The following is a 16,282-nucleotide window of genomic DNA, read 5'->3' as shown; positions in this document are numbered from 1 at the left end:
CCCGGCCCGGCCGGCGCCGGAGGTGCCGGAAAAGACCAAGATTGTCCTGGGGGTTTGCCGCCCGGCATGTGATCGTTCACCCCCGGTTCAGCACCGGCCGCGACGCTCCTGCGTGATCCCCTCACGTTGAAGGAGACCGCACCATGTCCGTGACCCGTCGCGGTGTCATGAAGGGCGGCGCCGCCGGCGCGCTGTCCATCGCCCTTGCCGGAAGCCTCGACTCCGTCTTCCAGACCTCCGCGGGCGCCGATACCGGCGAGGCCTACGGCTACGGCCCGCTGATCCCCGACCCCAAGGGCGTCCTCGACCTGCCCGAGGGCTTCTCCTACAAGACCCTGTCGACGGAGGGCGACCCGATCTCCGACGGCGTCGTCGTCCCCGGCCACCACGACGGCACCGCCACCTTCCCGGGGAGCAAGCCCGGCCGGACGCGGCTCGTCCGCAACCACGAGCAGAGCAACAACGGCACCCGCGCCGTCGCGCCCGCCGCGCTGACCTACGACCCGGCGGCCAACGGCGGCACCACGACGCTGGAGGTCGACAAGGACGGCAACCTGCTGTCGCAGTACGTCAGCCTCGCCGGCACGTCCACCAACTGCGCCGGCGGGCGCACCCCGTGGGGCACCTGGCTGACCTGCGAGGAGACAGAGGGCTTCACCGGGCAGACCAAGAGCCACGGCTGGGTCTTCGAGGTCGACCCGCACGGGCAGCGCACCAAGCCGGTCCCGCTGACGGCGCTCGGCCGGTTCGCCCACGAGGCCGTCGCCGTCGACCCCGACACCCTCACCGCCTACCTGACCGAGGACGCGCACGGCCCGTTCGGCCTGCTCTACCGGTTCCGCCCGCGCGCACACCGCGGCGACTACCACGCCTACCTGCAAGGCGGACGGCTCGAGGCGATGAACGTCCGGGGCGTCCCGGACCTGTCGGTCGTCCAGGAGCCCGGCACCAAGCTGCACTGCCGCTGGGTGGCCGTGCCGGACCCGTCCGCGAAGACCGAGTCGACCCGCATGCAGTTCGACACCATCACCCGCAGCCAGAAGCTCGAAGGCGCCTGGTGGGGCCACGGCAAGGCGTACTTCGTCTGCTCCTACTCGCACAAGGCCGACGGCGGCGCGGCCGACCACGCCGGGCAGGTCTGGACCTACGACCCGCGCACCAACGAGATCGAGCTGCAGCTGGTGTTCAAGCCGGGCGGCAAGTTCGACGGCCCCGACAACATCACCGTCTCCCCGTACGGCGGCGGTGTGATGCTGGCCGAGGACGGCGACGGGGACCAGCACCTCGTCGGCACCACCAAGGCCGGCAAGCCGTTCGCGATGGCCCGCAACGCCCTCAACGGCAGCGAGTTCACCGGTGTCACGTTCTCCCCGGACGGCAGGATCCTGTTCGCCAACCGGCAGGAGGGCCCCGGCGTGACCTTCGCGATCACCGGCCCCTGGCACAAGCTGCGCGCCTGACCGGCACGGCGGCGGGCCAGGCCGGCACCGGGCTAGGCCGGCCCCCGGCGGGCTAGGCCAGCCCCCGGCGGGCGACCGCGGGGGGACGGGTGCCACGGATCGAGGCGACCATGTCGAGGACCTGGCGCACCCCGTCCGCCTGCGACGGCGGCACCCGGAACACGCTCGCGCCCAGCCACGCGTAGACGGACGCGGCGGCCATCAGCCCGGGATCGGGCTCCGCCGCGTCCGACTCCAGCGCCACCAGCACCGCGCCGGACGGCCCGGCCCGCTCCACCAGCTCGCGCACCCGGGCCGCCGGGGGCGCGGTGCCCGCGTCCACGGTCCCCTCCGGCGCCCGCTCCGGCCCGGTCAGGATCAGGCCCTCGCGCGATCCGGCGCGCTCCTCGTGCAACCCCATGCGCCCAAGCGTGGCACGATCGGGGGTGCGGAGTCGTGTGGAGATCGGAGCGAGATGTTGGTCGTGGTCTTCGTCCTGGCGGGCCTGGCCGTGCTGGGCTCCGTCGTCGTCCTGGCGATGGGCCGGGGCGGCGAGCTGACCGAGACCCATCCCGACCACCCGCCGCTGCCGCTCGGCGACGGCCGGTACGTCACGCCCCGGACCGTCCTGTCGCTGCGGCTGCCCCGCGCGTTCTGGGGCTACCAGGGGCCCGTGGCGGACCAGGCGTTCCGTGACCTCGCCCGTGCCCTCGCCGAGCGCGACGCCCGCGTGGCGGACCTGGAACGGCAGCTCGACGACCTGCGCCGCGGCGCCGCGGTGGCGCCCGAGCCGGAGCGGATCGGTGCGCTGCACGGCCTGCAGGACCCGCATTTCCCCGAGCAGGACGCCCCGCAGATCCGGCTGCGGAAGGATTCCGAGCCGCACGATGCGGAGGACGACCCGGAACCGGGCAAGGACGGTCCATGGGAACTTCCGTGAGCGAGGTCGCCGTCCACGCCGAGGCGTACTCCGACGCACCGCCGGAACGGCTCTTCGAGGTCCTCACCGACTGGCCGAGGCACGCCGAATGGATGCCGTTCACCCGCGCCGAGGGCGGCCGCGACGTCGGCGCCGAGCTGCGGGCGTGGACGGGCGTCGGCCCGGTCGGCTTCCTCGACACCATGGTCATCACCGGCTGGCGCGACGGCCGACGCGTCGCCGTCCGGCACACGGGGCGGGTCGTGCGCGGGGAGGCCTGGTTCGAGGTCCTCCCGTACGGGAAGGGCAGCCGCGTCGTGTGGGCGGAGCGCATCGACCTGCCGCTCGGCGTCCTCGGACGCGCCGGATGGCTGGTAGCCGGCCCCGTCGTGAAGGGGTTCCTGGGCCTCGGGCTGCGGCGGCTGGCCGCGCTGGCGGCCGGTCCCTCCTGACGCCGCCGTTGTCACCGGGCCCGTTCTGTCGGAGGCATGAGGTAGAACGGGCCGGTGAGCACCGCGATCCGAGGCGAGGACGGGCTGGCCCGCTGCCCGTGGGGGCTGTCGGCACCCGAGTACATCGCCTACCACGACGAGGAATGGGGCCGTCCCGTCCGCGACGACCAGGGCCTTTACGAGCGGCTGTGCCTGGAGGCGTTCCAGTCGGGGCTGTCCTGGCTGACGATCCTGCGCAAGCGGGAGGGGTTCCGCGCCGCGTTCCGCGGCTTCGACCCCGAGAAGGTCGCCGCGTTCGGGCCGGACGACGTCGCGCGGCTGATGGCGGACGCGTCGATCGTCCGCAACCGCGCGAAGATCGACGCGGCGATCGCGAACGCGCGGGCCGCGCTCGACCTGCCCGGCGGCCTCGCCGCGACCGCCTGGCGCTACGCCGACCCCGACGCCCCCGCCTATGCCGACACGTCCGACGTCCCCGCCTACACCGACGGCTCCAAGGCCCTCGCCAAGGAGCTGAAGCGGAACGGTTTCCGCTTCGTCGGCCCCACCACCGCCTACGCCCTCATGCAGGCCTGCGGCCTCGTCGATGACCACCTCAAGGACTGCCACCGGCGAGGCGCGTACTGATCGCAGGGCCCTTGGCGTCAGGCCGCCAGACGGCCTTCCGTCAGCGGGCCCTGCGCGCGATCGCAGCAGGGCGGCCGCTGCCGGCTCGTGAGGAACGTCCGGTCACTCGGCCTTGGCGGCTTCCAGGACGGGGATCGTGGAGGCCCTTCGGGCGGGGAGGGCGGAGGTCGCGAGGGTGACGGCGGCGGCGCCGGCGGCGACGAGGACGAACAGCCACCACGGCGGGTCCACGGTCAGGAACGAGCTGCCGGTCGCCACGTGCAGGAGCGCGACGGTGCCGAGCGCGGTGCCGATGCCGAGGAGGCCGCCGAGCAGGACGACCGTGGCGGCCTCCCACCGGACGATCGCCCGGATCTGCGTCACGGTCGCGCCGACGGCGCCGAGCAGGCCGAACTCGCGGGTCCGTTCGGCGACGCTCATCGACACGGTGGTGGCCATCCCGAACAGCGACAGCAGCAGTGCCATCCCGATGAACCCGTAGATGACGCGCATGCCCTTGGTCATCGAGCCCGCCGCCCGCTTCACGTAGGCGTCCCTGTCCATGACCTTGACGCCGGGGACGCCGCCGAGCGTCCGGGACAGCGCGTCCGCGGAGCCGCCGCTGACCAGGATCGCCTGGGCGGCGGCGTCCGGGTCGAGGCGGTCCATGGTGGACGGGGCGACGAGCGCGCCGTCGGCGAACAGGTGGGACGGGTCGTGGTAGGCGCCCGCGACGGTGAGCGCGACGCGGCCCCGCGCGCCCCGCACCACGATCCGCTGGCCCTTGTGCAGGCCGTTCGCCTTCATGATCGACGACGTGAGGCCGATCCGCCCGTCCGGCAGGGACGGCAGGTGCCCGCCGAGGCGGAGCAGCGACGGCAGCGCGGCCTGGTCTACCCCGGCCACGGTGACGTACGGGGAGGAGTCGTCCTCACTGCGCTTCGGCTTCGGCGAGACGAGCTTGACCTCGGACGCGGTGAGGGCGGCGGCGTGCGCGACGCCCGGGACGGCGGCGGCCTTCGCGGCGAGGTCCCGGGGGAGCGGCGCGGGCCCGTCGGAGGTCGTCCCGGTCGCGGCGATGGCGTGGTCGGCCCGCATCACCTGCCGTCCGGCCTCGTCGAAGCGGCCGTTCGCCGACATGACGACCATCGCGGTCGCGCCGACGAGCGCGACGCCGAGCATCAGCGACGACGCGGCCGACGAGACGCGGCGCGGGCTGCGGGTGATGGTGGCGCGGGCGAGCCGCCCGGCCTCACCGCTGACGGCCATCCCGATCCGCCCGACCAGCCCGCCGAGGGGGCCGACGAAGAACGGGGCGAGGACGGCGAGGGCCGCGACGGTCGTCATGCAGCCCATCAGGATCAGCACGGCCGTTCCGGCGGTGCGGTCGGGGCCGGGCGGCTCCTCGGCGCGGATCGCCCAGACGGGGCCGAAGAACATCCACGCGCAGGCGAAGACCGCGAAGGCGCCGGCGAGGCGGGGCCAGCGGCGGCCGGTCGTGTCGTCGGCGCTCGCCGCCCTGAGCGCCTGCATAGGGGAGATGCGCGCCGCCTTCCGCGCGGCCCGCCAGGCGGCGAGCTGGGTGACGAGGATCCCGACGGCGGCGGGGACGGCGAGCGCGATCCACCCGTACTGCGCGTCGGCGGCGGTGATGTCGAAGCCGTCCTGCGCGAACAGCCTGGTCAGCAGGCCTGAGATGGCGTAGCCGAGCAGCACGCCGCCCGCCGACGCGACGACGCCGAGGACGAGCGCCTCCAGCCGGATCAGCCGCTTGATCTGCCGCGGGGTGGCGCCGATCGCGCCGAGCAGCGCGAGCCGCCGGGTCCGCTGCCGGACGAGGGTGCCGAAGGTGTTGGACACGACGAACAGGCCGACGAACACCGCGATGGACGAGAGCATCCCGATGGCGCCGCCGATGGACGCGCCGGCGCCCTGCAGGTCGGCGGACTGCGCGTGCCGGACGCCGCTCGCCGTGCGGACGGTCGCGGCGGAGCCGAACGCGCGGGCCAGGTCGCCGCGCAGCTTCGCCGGCGCCACCCCGGGCGCGGCCTTCACCCACACGGACTGCCAGGTCCCGGCGGGCAGCCCGGCGGCCTGCTGCACGGTCGCGGGCGGGGCGAGCAGCAGGTCGCCGCTCGCGACGGCGCTGTGCCCCTGCACGGTGACGATCCCGACGACCCTCATCGTGCGGGCCTGCTTCGGCGTCAGCACGGTCATCGTGCCGCCGATGCGCAGCTTCCCGGCGCGGGCGCCGTGCCGGGTGACGGCGACCTCGCCGTCGGCGGCGGGCGCCCGCCCGGACTCCAGGTGGTACGGGTCGAGCGCGGCCGTGGACGGCCAGGGCCGCAGCAGGGTCCGCGCCCCGGCCGGCGGCATGATCGTCTTGTGGGCGGCGCCGCTCGCGGTCACCGGGACGGACGCGTCCCCGGCCACGGCGGCGACGCCGGGACGCCCGGCGACCTGCGCGAGGGCGACCCGGCCGTCCGGCGCCGCGTACGGGTCGTCGGGGTCGACCGAGCCGCCCTGGACGAGCACGTCGGCGCGCGCGTACTCGCTCGCGTCGCTGCCGGAGACGGCCTCCTGCGCGCGGAGCGTGAACTGCAGGGACCCGGCGATCAGGCCGATGGAGAACAGCGCCGCGAGCATGGTGGCGGCGAGCCGGAGCCAGCCCTCGGCGAACGAGCGGCGCGCGATGAGCCACATGGGGATCAGCCCTCCATCCGGCGCATCACGGCGTGCACCTGGTCGATGGTCGGCCCGGCGAGCTCGTGGACGATCATGCCGTCGGCGAGGAACAGCACCCGGTCGGCGTGCGCGGCGGCGGCCGGGTCGTGCGTCACCATGACGACGGTCTGGCCGTAGGAGTCCACCGCCGAGCGCAGGAACCCCAGCACCTCCGCGCCCGAGCGGGAGTCGAGGTTGCCGGTCGGCTCGTCGGCGAACAGCACCTCGGGCCGGGTCAGCAGCGCCCGCGCGACCGCGACGCGCTGCTGCTGCCCGCCGGACAGCTCGCTCGGCCGGTGGTCCAGGCGGTCGCGCAGGCCGAGGGCGTCGACGATCGTGTCGAACCACCGCCGGTCCGCGCGGCGGTTCCCGAGCCGCCCGGTCAGCCGGATGTTCTCCTCCGCCGTCAGCATCGGCAGCAGGTTGAACGACTGGAACACGAACCCGAGCCGGTCGCGGCGCAGCCTGGTCAGCCGCGTCCGCGACAGCCGGGTGATCTCCACGCCGCCGATCAGCACCGAGCCGGACGTCACCGTGTCCAGCCCGGCCAGGCAGTGCAGGAACGTCGACTTGCCCGAGCCGGACGGCCCCATGATCGCGGTGAACTGGCCGCGCGGGAAGGCCGCCGAGACGCCGCGCAGCGCGGTCACCGCGCCGTCGCCCGTCCCGTACGACTTGACGAGGCCGGACGCGACGGCGACGTGCTCGCGGACCTGCCCGGCGGGCGGCGCGGCGGATGCTTGTGTCATGCCTTCAAGCCAACCGCCGCGGGCCCTCCGGCACATTGGCGCGCGCTCCAGAAACGGGGGTGGGGCTGCCCCCACCCCGCGCGCGCGTGGAGCCCCTAACGCCCCTCGAAGGAGGGCTGCTGCTTCTTGAGGAACGCCTCGGTCGCGTTCTGGTGGTCGGAGGTCGCCGCGCACTCGTCCTGCAGCACGGCCTCGCGCTCCAGCGCCGACGCCAGGTCGTGCGTCGCCGCGTGGTCGAGCGCCTGCTTCACCGCCGCGTACGCCACCGTCGGGCCCGCCGCGAGGCGCCGCGCCAGCTCCACCGCCGCCGGCGCCAGCTCGTCCGCCGGGACGACCCGGTTGACCAGGCCGAGCTCCAGCGCCTCGGGCGCCTTCAGCGGCTCCCCGAGCAGCAGCAGCTCCGCCGCCTTCGCCCGGCCGACCAGCCGCTGCAGCGTCCACGACATGCCGCTGTCGGGCGCCAGCCCGATGCCGGTGAACGCCGTCGCGAACCGGGACTTGTCCGACGCGACGGCCAGGTCGCAGGCGAACGCCAGCGCCGCGCCCGCGCCCGCCGCGACCCCGTTCACCGCCGCGACGACCGGCTTCGCCATCCCGGCCAGCTCCAGCACGATCGGGTTGTAGTGCTTCGTGACGGTGCCGTCGAGCCCCCGTCCGGCCGCCAGGTTGTCGGCGTGCTCGCGCAGGTCCTGGCCCGCGCAGAAGGCCCGCCCCGCACCGGTCAGGATCACCGCGCGGGCCGACGCGTCCGCCGCCGCGCGCCGGACCGTCTCCAGCAGCGCGCCCTTCATCTCCGCCGTCAGCGAGTTCATCGCGTCCGGACGGTTCAGTGTGATTGTTCCCACACCGTCGGTCACGTCGTACAGCACGGTCTCGGACATGCGGCACCCTCCCGGTCCTCGGTAGATCTTCCCCGGCAACCATCGACGAACCGGGGCGCGGCGGGCAAGTGCCGTCCCGCCCCCGTGCACCCGGCGTGACCGTCCGGTGCCCCTCCGGCCCGCGCTTCCGCCTCGCTCCCGGCGGCCCGTCCGGTGCCGATCGAACAGCGCCGGAGTGCCCCGTACGCCTGCAGTCTTCCGATCTGGAGGCTGATCGTTACCACTTCGCGCCCAGGAGACGAGATAATGGACCACTACTGATGACGCGGATGCGACAGGCGGCCACGCGGCCAACGGTGCCCGGAGGCTCCAAACGGCCCCAAGCGGGGCCTTTAGGCAGGAAGGGGATGCACGCATGGCGGCGATGAAGCCGCGGACGGGAGACGGTCCGCTCGAAGTGACCAAGGAGGGGCGCGGAATCGTCATGCGGGTCCCGCTCGAAGGCGGCGGCCGCCTTGTGGTCGAGCTCTCCGCCGACGAGGCCAAGGAACTCGGCGAGGCCCTCAAGGGCGTCGTGGGCTGACGGCTCCGCCGCTCCCGGCTCTCCGGCGAAGGTCCCGGCGTGCTCGCCGGGACCGTCGCCGTTCCCGATCACCGAAACATCCGGTAGAAGCTCAGCTCAGGGGGGATCCGTCGCCATGCCCATCGAGACCCGCATCCACGGCGCCGGCGGCACCGTGACCGGCACCGCGGTCGACCTCGGGGCGGAGGCGGTGGCGGTCCCCGTGCGGTCCGGCCCGGTCGCGCCGGACGCCGAGGTCGCGAAGGCCCTGCCGTTCACCCTGGACGAGCTGCTGGAGCTGCACGGCGCCAAGGGCGAGGCGGGCGAGATCATCGCTGCGCCCGTCCAGGTCGGCGGCGACGTCCGCGAGCTGCTGCTGTACGGTGTCGGCGAGGCGGCGCCCGCCGACCTGCGCAAGGCCGGCGCGGCCCTCGCCCGCCGCGGCCGCGGCCGCACGGCCCTCGTCGCGGGCGTCCCCTCCGGCGACCTCGCCGCCTTCGTCGAGGGCGCCCTGCTCGCCTCCTACGAGTTCCGGATCGGCGCCGCCGCGCCCAAGCGCCCGCTCGGCACCCTCGCCGTGCTGACCGAGGCCGGGCCCGACGCCGACGCGCCCGCGATCGAGCGCGGCACCGCCCGGGCCCGCGCCACCGCCCTCGCCCGCGACCTCACCAACACCCCGGCCTCCGAGAAGGACCCGTCGTGGCTCGCCGCCCGCGCCGCGGAGGTCGCCCGCGACGCCGGCCTCGCCGTCCGCGTCCGGGACGAGAAGGAGCTGGTCGAGGGCGGGTTCGGCGGCCTGCTGGCGGTCGGCTCCGGCTCGGTGCGCCCGCCCCGCCTGATCGAGCTCTCCTACGATCCGCGAAGCGCCGGGGGGTCTGGGGCGTCGTCCCCCCAGAAGGAGCAGGGCCCCGAGGGCGCGCCCGACCGGCACGTCGTGCTCGTCGGCAAGGGGATCACGTTCGACAGCGGCGGCCTGGCGCTCAAGCCGAACGACGGCATGAAGACCATGAAGACCGACATGGCGGGCGGCGCCGTGGTCATCGCCGTGATGAGCGCGCTGCGCGGCCTCGGCGTCCGCGCCCGCGTCACCGGCCTGATCGCGGCGGCGGAGAACATGCCGTCCGGGTCGTCGATGCGGCCCGGCGACGTGATCACCCACTTCGGCGGCAAGACCTCCGAGGTGCTGAACACCGACGCCGAGGGGCGGCTCGTCCTCGCCGACGCCCTCGCCTACGCCGACGCCGAGCTCGACCCCGACGCGGTCGTGGACGTCGCGACCCTCACCGGCGCCGCCAAGGTCGCGCTGGGCCTGCGGTACGGCGCGCTGTTCAGCAACGACGACGCCCTCGCCGGGGCCCTCACCGCGGCGGGGGCCGCGGCGGGCGAGCCGCTGTGGCGGCTGCCGCTCGTCGAGGACTACCGCAAGGGCATCGACTCCGACGTCGCCGACGTCGCCAACATGGGCCGCGGAGAATTCAACGGCGGCGCGATCGCGGCGGCGCTGTTCCTCCGCGAGTTCGTCGGCGACCGCGCCTGGGCCCACCTCGACATCGCCGGCCCGGGCCGCGCCACCGCCGACGACGCCGAGATCACCCGCGGCGCCACCGGCTACGGCACCCGCCTCCTCCTCGACCACCTCACCGCCTGACCCTCCGCTGACCCCGCGGCGTGCAGCCGTCGTGAGCCGCTCAGAACGGCGACGCGCCGCGCGTCAGCGGGTGCGGCGGTCGATGACGGGGACGCGGCGGCGCCGCCGGGCCTCCTTGACGATCTTGGGGAGCTTCGCGTCCCAGCCGGGGCCGACCGCGAAGCACCACGGCACCGCGGCCGCCGTCGCCGGGACGTCCCGCATCGTCAGCGCCACCAGCACGGGCCGGTCGGACGTGCGGGCCATCTCCGCCAGCTCCGCCGTCGGCAGGAACACCACGTAGTCCTGCTCGCCGCGGCGGGTGCCGGGGACGCCGCGGCGCAGCGCCGTGATCGCCGCCACCTCGTCCCAGGGCAGGAGCCGGCCGGACCGGCGCGGCAGCGGCCAGGGCGCCGGCCGCCGCACGCCCGAGGCGTTCAGCTCCAGCACGGGACGGCGCGCCAGCAGCCCGCCGAGCGACACCGCCAGGCCCGCGCCGAACAGCAGGAAGCCGGCGATGCCGAGCACCATGAACGCGACGCTGCCGACGCCCGCGCCGCGGATGACGCCGCCCGCGACGAACCCGATCGACGCGACGAACAGGATCACGAAGGCGGCGAGCCGCCAGATCGCCCGCCACGTCACCCGGTCCCGGACCGCGAACACCTCAGCGGGCGCCTCCGCAGACGCCTCAGCGGGCGCTTCCGTGGGCGCCTGAGCGGAGGCTTCCGCAGACGCCTCTGCGGGCCCTTCCGCGGGCGCTTCCGTAGAGGCCTCCGCAGGTGCCTCCGGTCCCGCATTCGCGGCGGGCTCGGCCGGGGCGCGCTCCGCGTCCGGCTCCTCCGGGGTGTCAGCGGCGCCCGACCGGCGACCTGCGTTCCGCTGGCGCTCCACCGTCAGTCGCGCTTCACCGCGCACAGCAGGCCGTCGCCCACCGGGACCAGCAGCGGGACGAGCCGCTCGTCGTCGCGGATCGCCCGGTGCACCTCGCGGATCGCCTCGGTCTCGGGGTCGCGGGCGTCAGGGTCGGCGACGCGGTCGTGCCACAGCGCGTTGTCGAACGCGACGACGCCGCCCGGCCGCAGCAGCCGCAGCGCCGCCGCCAGGTACTCGGGGTACTCGTGCTTCGCCGCGTCGCAGAACACCATGTCGTAGGCGCCGTCGGTGAGCCGCGGCAGCACCTCCAGCGCCGGGCCGATGATCATCCGGGTGCGGAACGCGGACAGGCCCGCCTCGCGGTAGGCGAGCTTCGCCAGCCGCTGGTGCTCGGGCTCGATGTCGACGCTGGTCAGCACCGCGTCCTTCGGCATCCCGCGCATCAGGTACACGCCGGACACCCCGCAGCCCGACCCGACCTCCACGACCGTCCGCGCGCCCAGCAGGGACGCCAGGAAGCGCAGCGCGGCGCCGCCCGCCGGGCCGATCGGCGTCGCGCCGATCTCGTGGCCGCGCCGCCGGGCCTCCAGCAGCGGCTCGTCTTCGGGGAGGAAATCCTCCACGTAGGCCCGGGTGGCCTGAATGGCGTCGATGGCTGCCTCCTCGCGGGACCCCCGCCTGGCTCATGCTGGAAAGACCATATCGCTGACCGGGAACCATCCGGAGTTCCAGCGCGTTGCAGAGAACGTAAGCACCCGCCGTCCGGTGGGTGGAACGACGAGCACCGAACCGGTCCAGAACCGCCCCAGCCCAGGCGAGACCGTGCCGTTCCAAGGCGAAGAGTCTTGGCTCACCAGAGAGGAACAGCCCGGCACCATGGGAGTCGCAGCACTGAGTTTTAGAGGCGCTGTGGGGGTCGGCCCCAGGCAGGGGCTGGGGAGCGCCGCGCGTGAGAACGCCCCCGAGGCCGAGTGGGCGCCGCCGTCCTGGGACGAGGTCGTCCGCGAGCACTCCGCGCGCGTGTACCGGCTCGCCTACCGGCTGACCGGCAACCAGCACGACGCGGAGGACCTCACGCAGGAGGTCTTCGTCCGCGTGTTCCGCTCGTTGTCGAACTACACGCCCGGCACGTTCGAGGGCTGGCTGCACCGGATCACCACGAACCTGTTCCTCGACATGGCGCGGCGCCGCCAGCGCATCCGCTTCGAGGGACTCGCCGACGACGCCGCCGAGCGGCTGCAGGGCCGCGAGCCCACGCCCGCGCAGGCGTTCGACGACACCAACTTCGACGCCGACGTCCAGGCGGCACTGGACGCGCTGGCCCCCGAGTACCGCGCGGCCGTCGTGCTGTGCGACATCGAGGGCCTGTCCTACGAGGAGATCTCCGCCACCCTGGGCGTCAAGCTCGGCACCGTGCGCAGCCGCATCCACCGGGGGCGCGCGCAGCTGCGGGCCGCGCTGGAGCACCGCGCGCCGACCCGGCGCCGGCCCGGGACCCGCAACGACTGGCAGGCCGCCGAGGCCACCGCCACGGGGGAGCGGGCCGAAACGGAGATCGCCGGCACCGGTAGCGTGCGGTCCGCCGGCGGCGCCGAGCCGGACGCGGCGGACGCGGCGGCCGGGGCCCGGCCGCAGCCGGAGGGCGTGTAGCGACCGCGCGCGTGGCAGCGGGGCCGCGCGCGGAGAGAACGGAACGAACAGGGGCGTCATGACCAGGCGTAGCAAGGGCATCCAGCCGGGGGCCGGCCGGCGCGGGGGACCGTCCCCGCGTGAGGAGGCCGTGTGAGCTGCCTTGGTGAGCGCCTGACCGCTCTGATCGACGACGAGCTGGACCCCGCCGAGCGGGACCGGGTCCTCGCGCACCTGGCCGGCTGCGCCGCCTGCCGGGCCGAGGCCGACGAGCTGCGCCGGGTCAAGGGGCGGCTGCGCGGGCTGAACGCGCTGCCCGCCTCCGACGGCGCCGACGACCTGCCGTCCGGCGACTTCCTGAACCGCCTGCGCTCCATGGGGGCCGGCGCCGGCCCCGTCCCGCCGGAGCCGCCCGCGACGACCCAGCCGATGCGCCCCGCGTCCGCCCGGCCGCTGCGATCATCCGCCCGTCCCGCCCGGACGGCGCCGCCGGCCGCCCGTCCCCGCGACAACCGGCCCGGCGCCCGCGCCGCCGGCCTGACCCGGCACCGCCGCCGCTACCTCGTGGTGGGCGCCGCGACCCTGTTCATCGGGCTCGGCACCGCCTCCTACGCGGCGGGCGGCCGCCAGCACTCGCCGGCCGTCACCCCCGCCTTCGACCGGTTCGCCGTCGAGCACGCGCTGACCACCGGCGACGCGCCCGTCACCGACCCGCTGACCGACCCGGCGAACCAGATCAAGACCGCGCCCGGGCCGTGACCGGGACCCCCTCGACGGCCTGCCACCGCCGGGGACGGCGCCGCACCCTGATCGCCGGCGGCCTCGCCGGCGCGGTGGCCCTCGCCTGGGGGCTGGCCGGGGACCCGGGCGCCGCGCGCCGCGCCCGCAGCGACCCCGCCGCCGTCGGCCTGCTGCGCTCCGCCGCCGACGCCGCCCGGCGCGTCCCCTACCAGGGGCGCCGCTTCCTGACGACGTGGAACCGCGGCCGGTCCGCCACGTCCCGCGTCAGCGCCGTGCACACGCCGGGCGACGGCGTCCGGTACACCTCGGCGGCGGGCTCGGAGGGCTACCTTCCGGACGCGTCCGCGGGCGACGCCACCGGGTTCACCAAGCGGACGCTCGAGCTGCTGACCCGCAACTACACCGTCGTGCGGAAGCCCGACGCGTCCATCCTCGGCCGCCGCGCCTGCGTGGTGGAGGCCCGCCGGCAGGACGGCACGGTCGCGGGCCGGTTCTGGCTGGACGCCGAGACCGGGCTGATGCTGCACCGGGAGTTGGTCGACGCGACCGGCCGCCCGGTGGTCACCAGCGGCTTCACCGAGATCAGCTTCACCGTCCCGGCCCAGGGCGGCGCCGCGCCGCGCACCGGCCGCACCCGCGGCTCGTCCGTGGACGCCCCCGCCGTCACCGAGGCACCGGCCGCCGGGACCGAGGCGGAGGGCCCGAGCAGCGCCAACGCCGCGCCGAACAGCTCCGCGACCTCGATCCTCGAGGTGCCGCTGGACGCCCGCGCCCTCGACGGCCTGAAACGCCGCGGCTGGCCCGTCCCCGATCGGCTGCCCGGCCACCTCAGCCTCTACGACGCGCGCCGCGAGGCCGGCGGCGCCGTGCACCTCAGCTACTCCGACGGCCTGGCCTCGGTGTCGGTGTTCGTGCAGCGCGGCACCCTCGACACGAGCGCCCTGACCGGCTGGAAGAAGGCCGTCCGGCACGGCCGGACCGTGTTCTGCCGCGAGTCGCTGCGCCGCTGGGCCGTCGCCGCGGCCGACGGATACGTGTACACCGTCCTGACCGACGCGCCGCAGAGCACGGCGGAGGCGGTCGCCTTCGAGCTGCCGCGCCACCCCGACCCGTTCTGGACGCGGATGGCGCGCGGCGCGCGGCGGCTGGCCTCGGCCGCCGACCCGTTCAAGTGACCCGAACCGGGGAACGCCCAAGTCCGTCCAAAGCGGGAGGACCCGAGAGGCGCCGCGGCAGGCCTCTGCCTTACGCTCGCCACATGCCTATCGCGGCACGATGAGCACGGATGACGAGACCATGCTCGGTAGGAGAGATGGGGATGACGGAAGACAACCGCCGGCCGGGGGACGAGGACGCCGTCCCCGGGCAGGAGCCTGAGCGGCAGGACGCGGCGGCTCCTCCCGAGACGGTGACCGACCAGGAGATCCCCCTGGAGCAGCCGGCGGCGGAGCCCGAACCGGACCCGGAGCCGGGCGGCACCGACCGGCTCGTGGCGGGCGGCGGCGAGCAGGCGGGCGGGTTCGCCCCGCCGGACGCGCCGCGCGCCGAAGCCCCGCCGCAGGACGACGTGCCCGGCCCCATGGCGCCCCGGGAGGTGCCGCTGCAGGACGCGCCCCCGCGCGACATGCCGCAGCCGCCGCCCCCGGTCGCGCTCGACAAGCCCATGGACGGGCCGCAGCCCATGGACGGGCCGCAGGACCAGCGTCCGCGGCCCGGATTCGTCCCCTACGACCAGGACCCGCGGGCCGTGCACGGCCAGCCGCCGTACGGGGGCTGGCAGCAGGGCCCGCCGCCGCCCGGCGGGCGGCCGCCCATGGGCCCGCCGCCTCCCGGGGCGCCGATGGGCCCGCCGCCGCCCGGCGGGCCCCGCCCGATGGGGGCGTTCGGGACGCCCGGGACGGGCCCGAACTGGGCGCCGATCCCGGCTCCGCCGCCCTCGTCCGGCCGCGGCCCCGGCCTCGGCCTGCTGGCCGTCATCGCGCTGATCGTCGCGCTGGTCGCGGGCGCCGTCGGCGCCGGCATCGGGGTGATCGCCACCGACGACGACAACGGCGACGGCGGCTCGGTCAGCCTCGGCGGCGGCAGCGGCAGCGACACCAAGGTGCAGAGCCGCCCGCCGGACTCCGTCGCGGGCGTCGCGCAGCGGGTGCTGCCCAGCGTCGTGATGATCCGCGTGGAGTCGTCGCAGGGCGAGGTCGGCGGCACCGGCTTCATCGTTAACGGCGGCTACATCGTCACCAACAACCACGTGGTGTCCGAGGCCCGGCAGGGCGCCCAGATGCAGGTGATCTTCAACGACAAGAAGACGCTGCCCGCCACGGTGAAGGGCGCCGACCCGTCCTCCGACGTCGCGGTGGTGAAGGTGGAGGGCCAGCACTCGCTGCCCGCGCTCGCCCTCGGCGACTCCACCAAGCTCGCGGTCGGCGACCCGGTGATCGCCATCGGCTCGCCGCTCGGCCTGCAGGGCTCGGTGACGACCGGCATCGTCAGCTCGCTGAACCGCGCCGTGCCCACCCAGGGCGAGGGCGGCGGCGACTCGTCCTACCTCAACGCGATCCAGACCGACGCCGCGATCAACCCCGGCAACTCGGGCGGCCCGCTGGTGGACGCCAAGGGCCGGGTGATCGGCATCAACACCGCGATCGCCACGCTCGGCGGCCAGTCGCTCGGCGGCGGCGGCCAGAGCGGCAGCATCGGCCTGGGCTTCGCCATCCCGATCAACCAGGGCAAGCGCGTCGCCGAAGAGATCATCAGGACCGGGCAGGTGAAGATGGCGAAGCTCGGCGTGCTGCCCGACCCGCAGTACCAGCAGGGCGGCGCGCGCATCATGCAGCAGGCGGTGCAGGGCCAGGACCCGGTCACCAAGGGCGGCCCGGCCGACAAGGCGGGCCTCAAGCCCGGCGACGTCATCACCAAGGTCGACGACCAGCCGATCGAGGACGCCACCGACCTGATCGCGCAGATCCGCAGCCGCGCGCCCGGCGACCGGATCAAGGTCACCTACCAGCGCGGCGGCAAGGAGACCACGGTCGAGATCACGCTGGGTTCGTAGCGCCGGATGTTAAGGCCGGGTTCATCCCGGCTGGGGATACGCTGGGGGGACCGGTCCGCGCAGGGCCGGTCCCCGGTGGCTTGTG

Annotated in this window: 15 protein-coding genes and 1 pseudogene; 10 read left to right on the top strand and 6 right to left on the bottom strand. The window is 75.2% G+C overall.

Features of this window, described 5'->3' with window-relative positions; all coding sequences use genetic code 11:
- Positions 1-143: 143 nt before the first annotated feature.
- Complete coding sequence (locus AB0C78_RS39710; RefSeq protein ID WP_360758531.1) at positions 144-1,460, top strand: alkaline phosphatase PhoX; 1,317 nt, start codon at positions 144-146, stop codon at positions 1,458-1,460.
- A 52-nt stretch (positions 1,461-1,512) separates the two neighbouring features.
- On the opposite strand, the gene AB0C78_RS39705 is transcribed toward AB0C78_RS39710, so the two are convergent.
- Positions 1,513-1,860: a hypothetical protein gene (locus AB0C78_RS39705; RefSeq protein ID WP_225992319.1), complete on the bottom strand. Its 348-nt coding sequence runs from the start codon at positions 1,858-1,860 to the stop codon at positions 1,513-1,515.
- Between the two features lie 54 nt (positions 1,861-1,914).
- On the opposite strand from AB0C78_RS39705, the gene AB0C78_RS39700 reads away from it, so the two are divergent.
- The 3 genes from AB0C78_RS39700 to AB0C78_RS39690 are packed head-to-tail and all read left to right on the top strand — an operon-like array spanning position 1,915 to position 3,437.
- Positions 1,915-2,379 (top strand): hypothetical protein, encoded by a 465-nt coding sequence (locus AB0C78_RS39700; RefSeq protein WP_360758529.1) that lies wholly within the window; start codon positions 1,915-1,917, stop codon positions 2,377-2,379.
- The gene (locus AB0C78_RS39695; protein WP_360758527.1) at positions 2,364-2,810 is read left to right on the top strand and encodes an SRPBCC family protein; all 447 of its coding nucleotides are present in this window, start codon (positions 2,364-2,366) and stop codon (positions 2,808-2,810) included. Before AB0C78_RS39700 ends, AB0C78_RS39695 begins: the two co-directional genes overlap by 16 nt.
- Before the next feature lie 54 nt (positions 2,811-2,864).
- Positions 2,865-3,437, top strand: coding sequence for a DNA-3-methyladenine glycosylase I (locus AB0C78_RS39690; protein WP_360758525.1), 573 nt, complete (start codon positions 2,865-2,867; stop codon positions 3,435-3,437).
- Between the two features lie 102 nt (positions 3,438-3,539).
- Here AB0C78_RS39690 and AB0C78_RS39685 read toward each other — a convergent pair whose 3' ends face one another.
- The 3 genes from AB0C78_RS39685 to AB0C78_RS39675 form a co-directional block, all read right to left on the bottom strand.
- The gene (locus AB0C78_RS39685) at positions 3,540-6,119 is read right to left on the bottom strand and encodes an FtsX-like permease family protein (protein WP_360758524.1); all 2,580 of its coding nucleotides are present in this window, start codon (positions 6,117-6,119) and stop codon (positions 3,540-3,542) included.
- A gap of 5 nt (positions 6,120-6,124) precedes the next feature.
- Positions 6,125-6,889, bottom strand: a complete 765-nt coding sequence (locus AB0C78_RS39680; protein ID WP_360758522.1) for an ABC transporter ATP-binding protein — start codon at positions 6,887-6,889, stop codon at positions 6,125-6,127.
- A gap of 95 nt (positions 6,890-6,984) precedes the next feature.
- The gene (locus AB0C78_RS39675) at positions 6,985-7,770 is read right to left on the bottom strand and encodes an enoyl-CoA hydratase-related protein (protein ID WP_360758520.1); all 786 of its coding nucleotides are present in this window, start codon (positions 7,768-7,770) and stop codon (positions 6,985-6,987) included.
- Positions 7,771-8,125: 355 nt separating this feature from the next.
- Here AB0C78_RS39675 and AB0C78_RS39670 point away from each other — a divergent pair, with 355 nt between their 5' ends.
- Complete coding sequence (locus AB0C78_RS39670) at positions 8,126-8,293, top strand: DUF3117 domain-containing protein (protein WP_083946426.1); 168 nt, start codon at positions 8,126-8,128, stop codon at positions 8,291-8,293.
- Between the two features lie 115 nt (positions 8,294-8,408).
- The gene (locus AB0C78_RS39665; protein WP_360758518.1) at positions 8,409-9,920 is read left to right on the top strand and encodes a leucyl aminopeptidase; all 1,512 of its coding nucleotides are present in this window, start codon (positions 8,409-8,411) and stop codon (positions 9,918-9,920) included.
- A gap of 63 nt (positions 9,921-9,983) precedes the next feature.
- Here AB0C78_RS39665 and AB0C78_RS39660 read toward each other — a convergent pair whose 3' ends face one another.
- Positions 9,984-10,565: a hypothetical protein gene (locus AB0C78_RS39660; RefSeq protein WP_151545161.1), complete on the bottom strand. Its 582-nt coding sequence runs from the start codon at positions 10,563-10,565 to the stop codon at positions 9,984-9,986.
- A gap of 230 nt (positions 10,566-10,795) precedes the next feature.
- Positions 10,796-11,398, bottom strand: a complete 603-nt coding sequence (locus AB0C78_RS39655; RefSeq protein WP_360758515.1) for an O-methyltransferase — start codon at positions 11,396-11,398, stop codon at positions 10,796-10,798.
- A 253-nt stretch (positions 11,399-11,651) separates the two neighbouring features.
- Between AB0C78_RS39655 and sigE the strand changes: the two are divergent.
- The 4 genes and pseudogenes from sigE to AB0C78_RS39635 form a co-directional block, all read left to right on the top strand.
- Positions 11,652-12,251 (top strand): annotated as a pseudogene (sigE, locus tag AB0C78_RS39650) (RNA polymerase sigma factor SigE); the annotation flags it as partial.
- A 306-nt stretch (positions 12,252-12,557) separates the two neighbouring features.
- Complete coding sequence (locus tag AB0C78_RS39645; RefSeq protein WP_151545159.1) at positions 12,558-13,163, top strand: zf-HC2 domain-containing protein; 606 nt, start codon at positions 12,558-12,560, stop codon at positions 13,161-13,163.
- Entirely contained in the window at positions 13,160-14,320 is a 1,161-nt protein-coding gene (locus AB0C78_RS39640) for a sigma-E factor regulatory protein RseB domain-containing protein (protein WP_360758513.1), read from the top strand. Before AB0C78_RS39645 ends, AB0C78_RS39640 begins: the two co-directional genes overlap by 4 nt.
- A gap of 143 nt (positions 14,321-14,463) precedes the next feature.
- Positions 14,464-16,197, top strand: coding sequence for a trypsin-like peptidase domain-containing protein (locus AB0C78_RS39635; protein ID WP_360758511.1), 1,734 nt, complete (start codon positions 14,464-14,466; stop codon positions 16,195-16,197).
- Positions 16,198-16,282: the final 85 nt, after the last annotated feature.

The sequence above is a fragment of the Actinomadura sp. NPDC048394 genome, assembly GCF_040651755.1.
In the GTDB taxonomy this organism is placed as follows: domain Bacteria; phylum Actinomycetota; class Actinomycetes; order Streptosporangiales; family Streptosporangiaceae; genus Spirillospora; species Spirillospora montaniterrae.
Note: the sequence above shows the minus strand (reverse complement) of the source record. Positions and strands in the feature narration are given on the sequence as shown.

Excerpts from the sequence above, each read along its gene's own strand:
- AB0C78_RS39695 (WP_360758527.1), top strand. The coding sequence starts at position 2,364 with ATGGGAACTTCCGTGAGCGAGGTCGCCGTCCACGCCGAGGCGTACTCC.
- AB0C78_RS39685 (WP_360758524.1), bottom strand. The coding sequence starts at position 6,119 with ATGTGGCTCATCGCGCGCCGCTCGTTCGCCGAGGGCTGGCTCCGGCTC.
- AB0C78_RS39665 (WP_360758518.1), top strand. The coding sequence starts at position 8,409 with ATGCCCATCGAGACCCGCATCCACGGCGCCGGCGGCACCGTGACCGGC.
- AB0C78_RS39635 (WP_360758511.1), top strand. The coding sequence starts at position 14,464 with ATGACGGAAGACAACCGCCGGCCGGGGGACGAGGACGCCGTCCCCGGG.
- AB0C78_RS39710 (WP_360758531.1), top strand. The coding sequence starts at position 144 with ATGTCCGTGACCCGTCGCGGTGTCATGAAGGGCGGCGCCGCCGGCGCG.
- AB0C78_RS39700 (WP_360758529.1), top strand. The coding sequence starts at position 1,915 with ATGTTGGTCGTGGTCTTCGTCCTGGCGGGCCTGGCCGTGCTGGGCTCC.
- AB0C78_RS39675 (WP_360758520.1), bottom strand. The coding sequence starts at position 7,770 with ATGTCCGAGACCGTGCTGTACGACGTGACCGACGGTGTGGGAACAATC.
- AB0C78_RS39680 (WP_360758522.1), bottom strand. The coding sequence starts at position 6,889 with ATGACACAAGCATCCGCCGCGCCGCCCGCCGGGCAGGTCCGCGAGCAC.
- AB0C78_RS39705 (WP_225992319.1), bottom strand. The coding sequence starts at position 1,860 with ATGGGGTTGCACGAGGAGCGCGCCGGATCGCGCGAGGGCCTGATCCTG.
- AB0C78_RS39670 (WP_083946426.1), top strand. The coding sequence starts at position 8,126 with ATGGCGGCGATGAAGCCGCGGACGGGAGACGGTCCGCTCGAAGTGACC.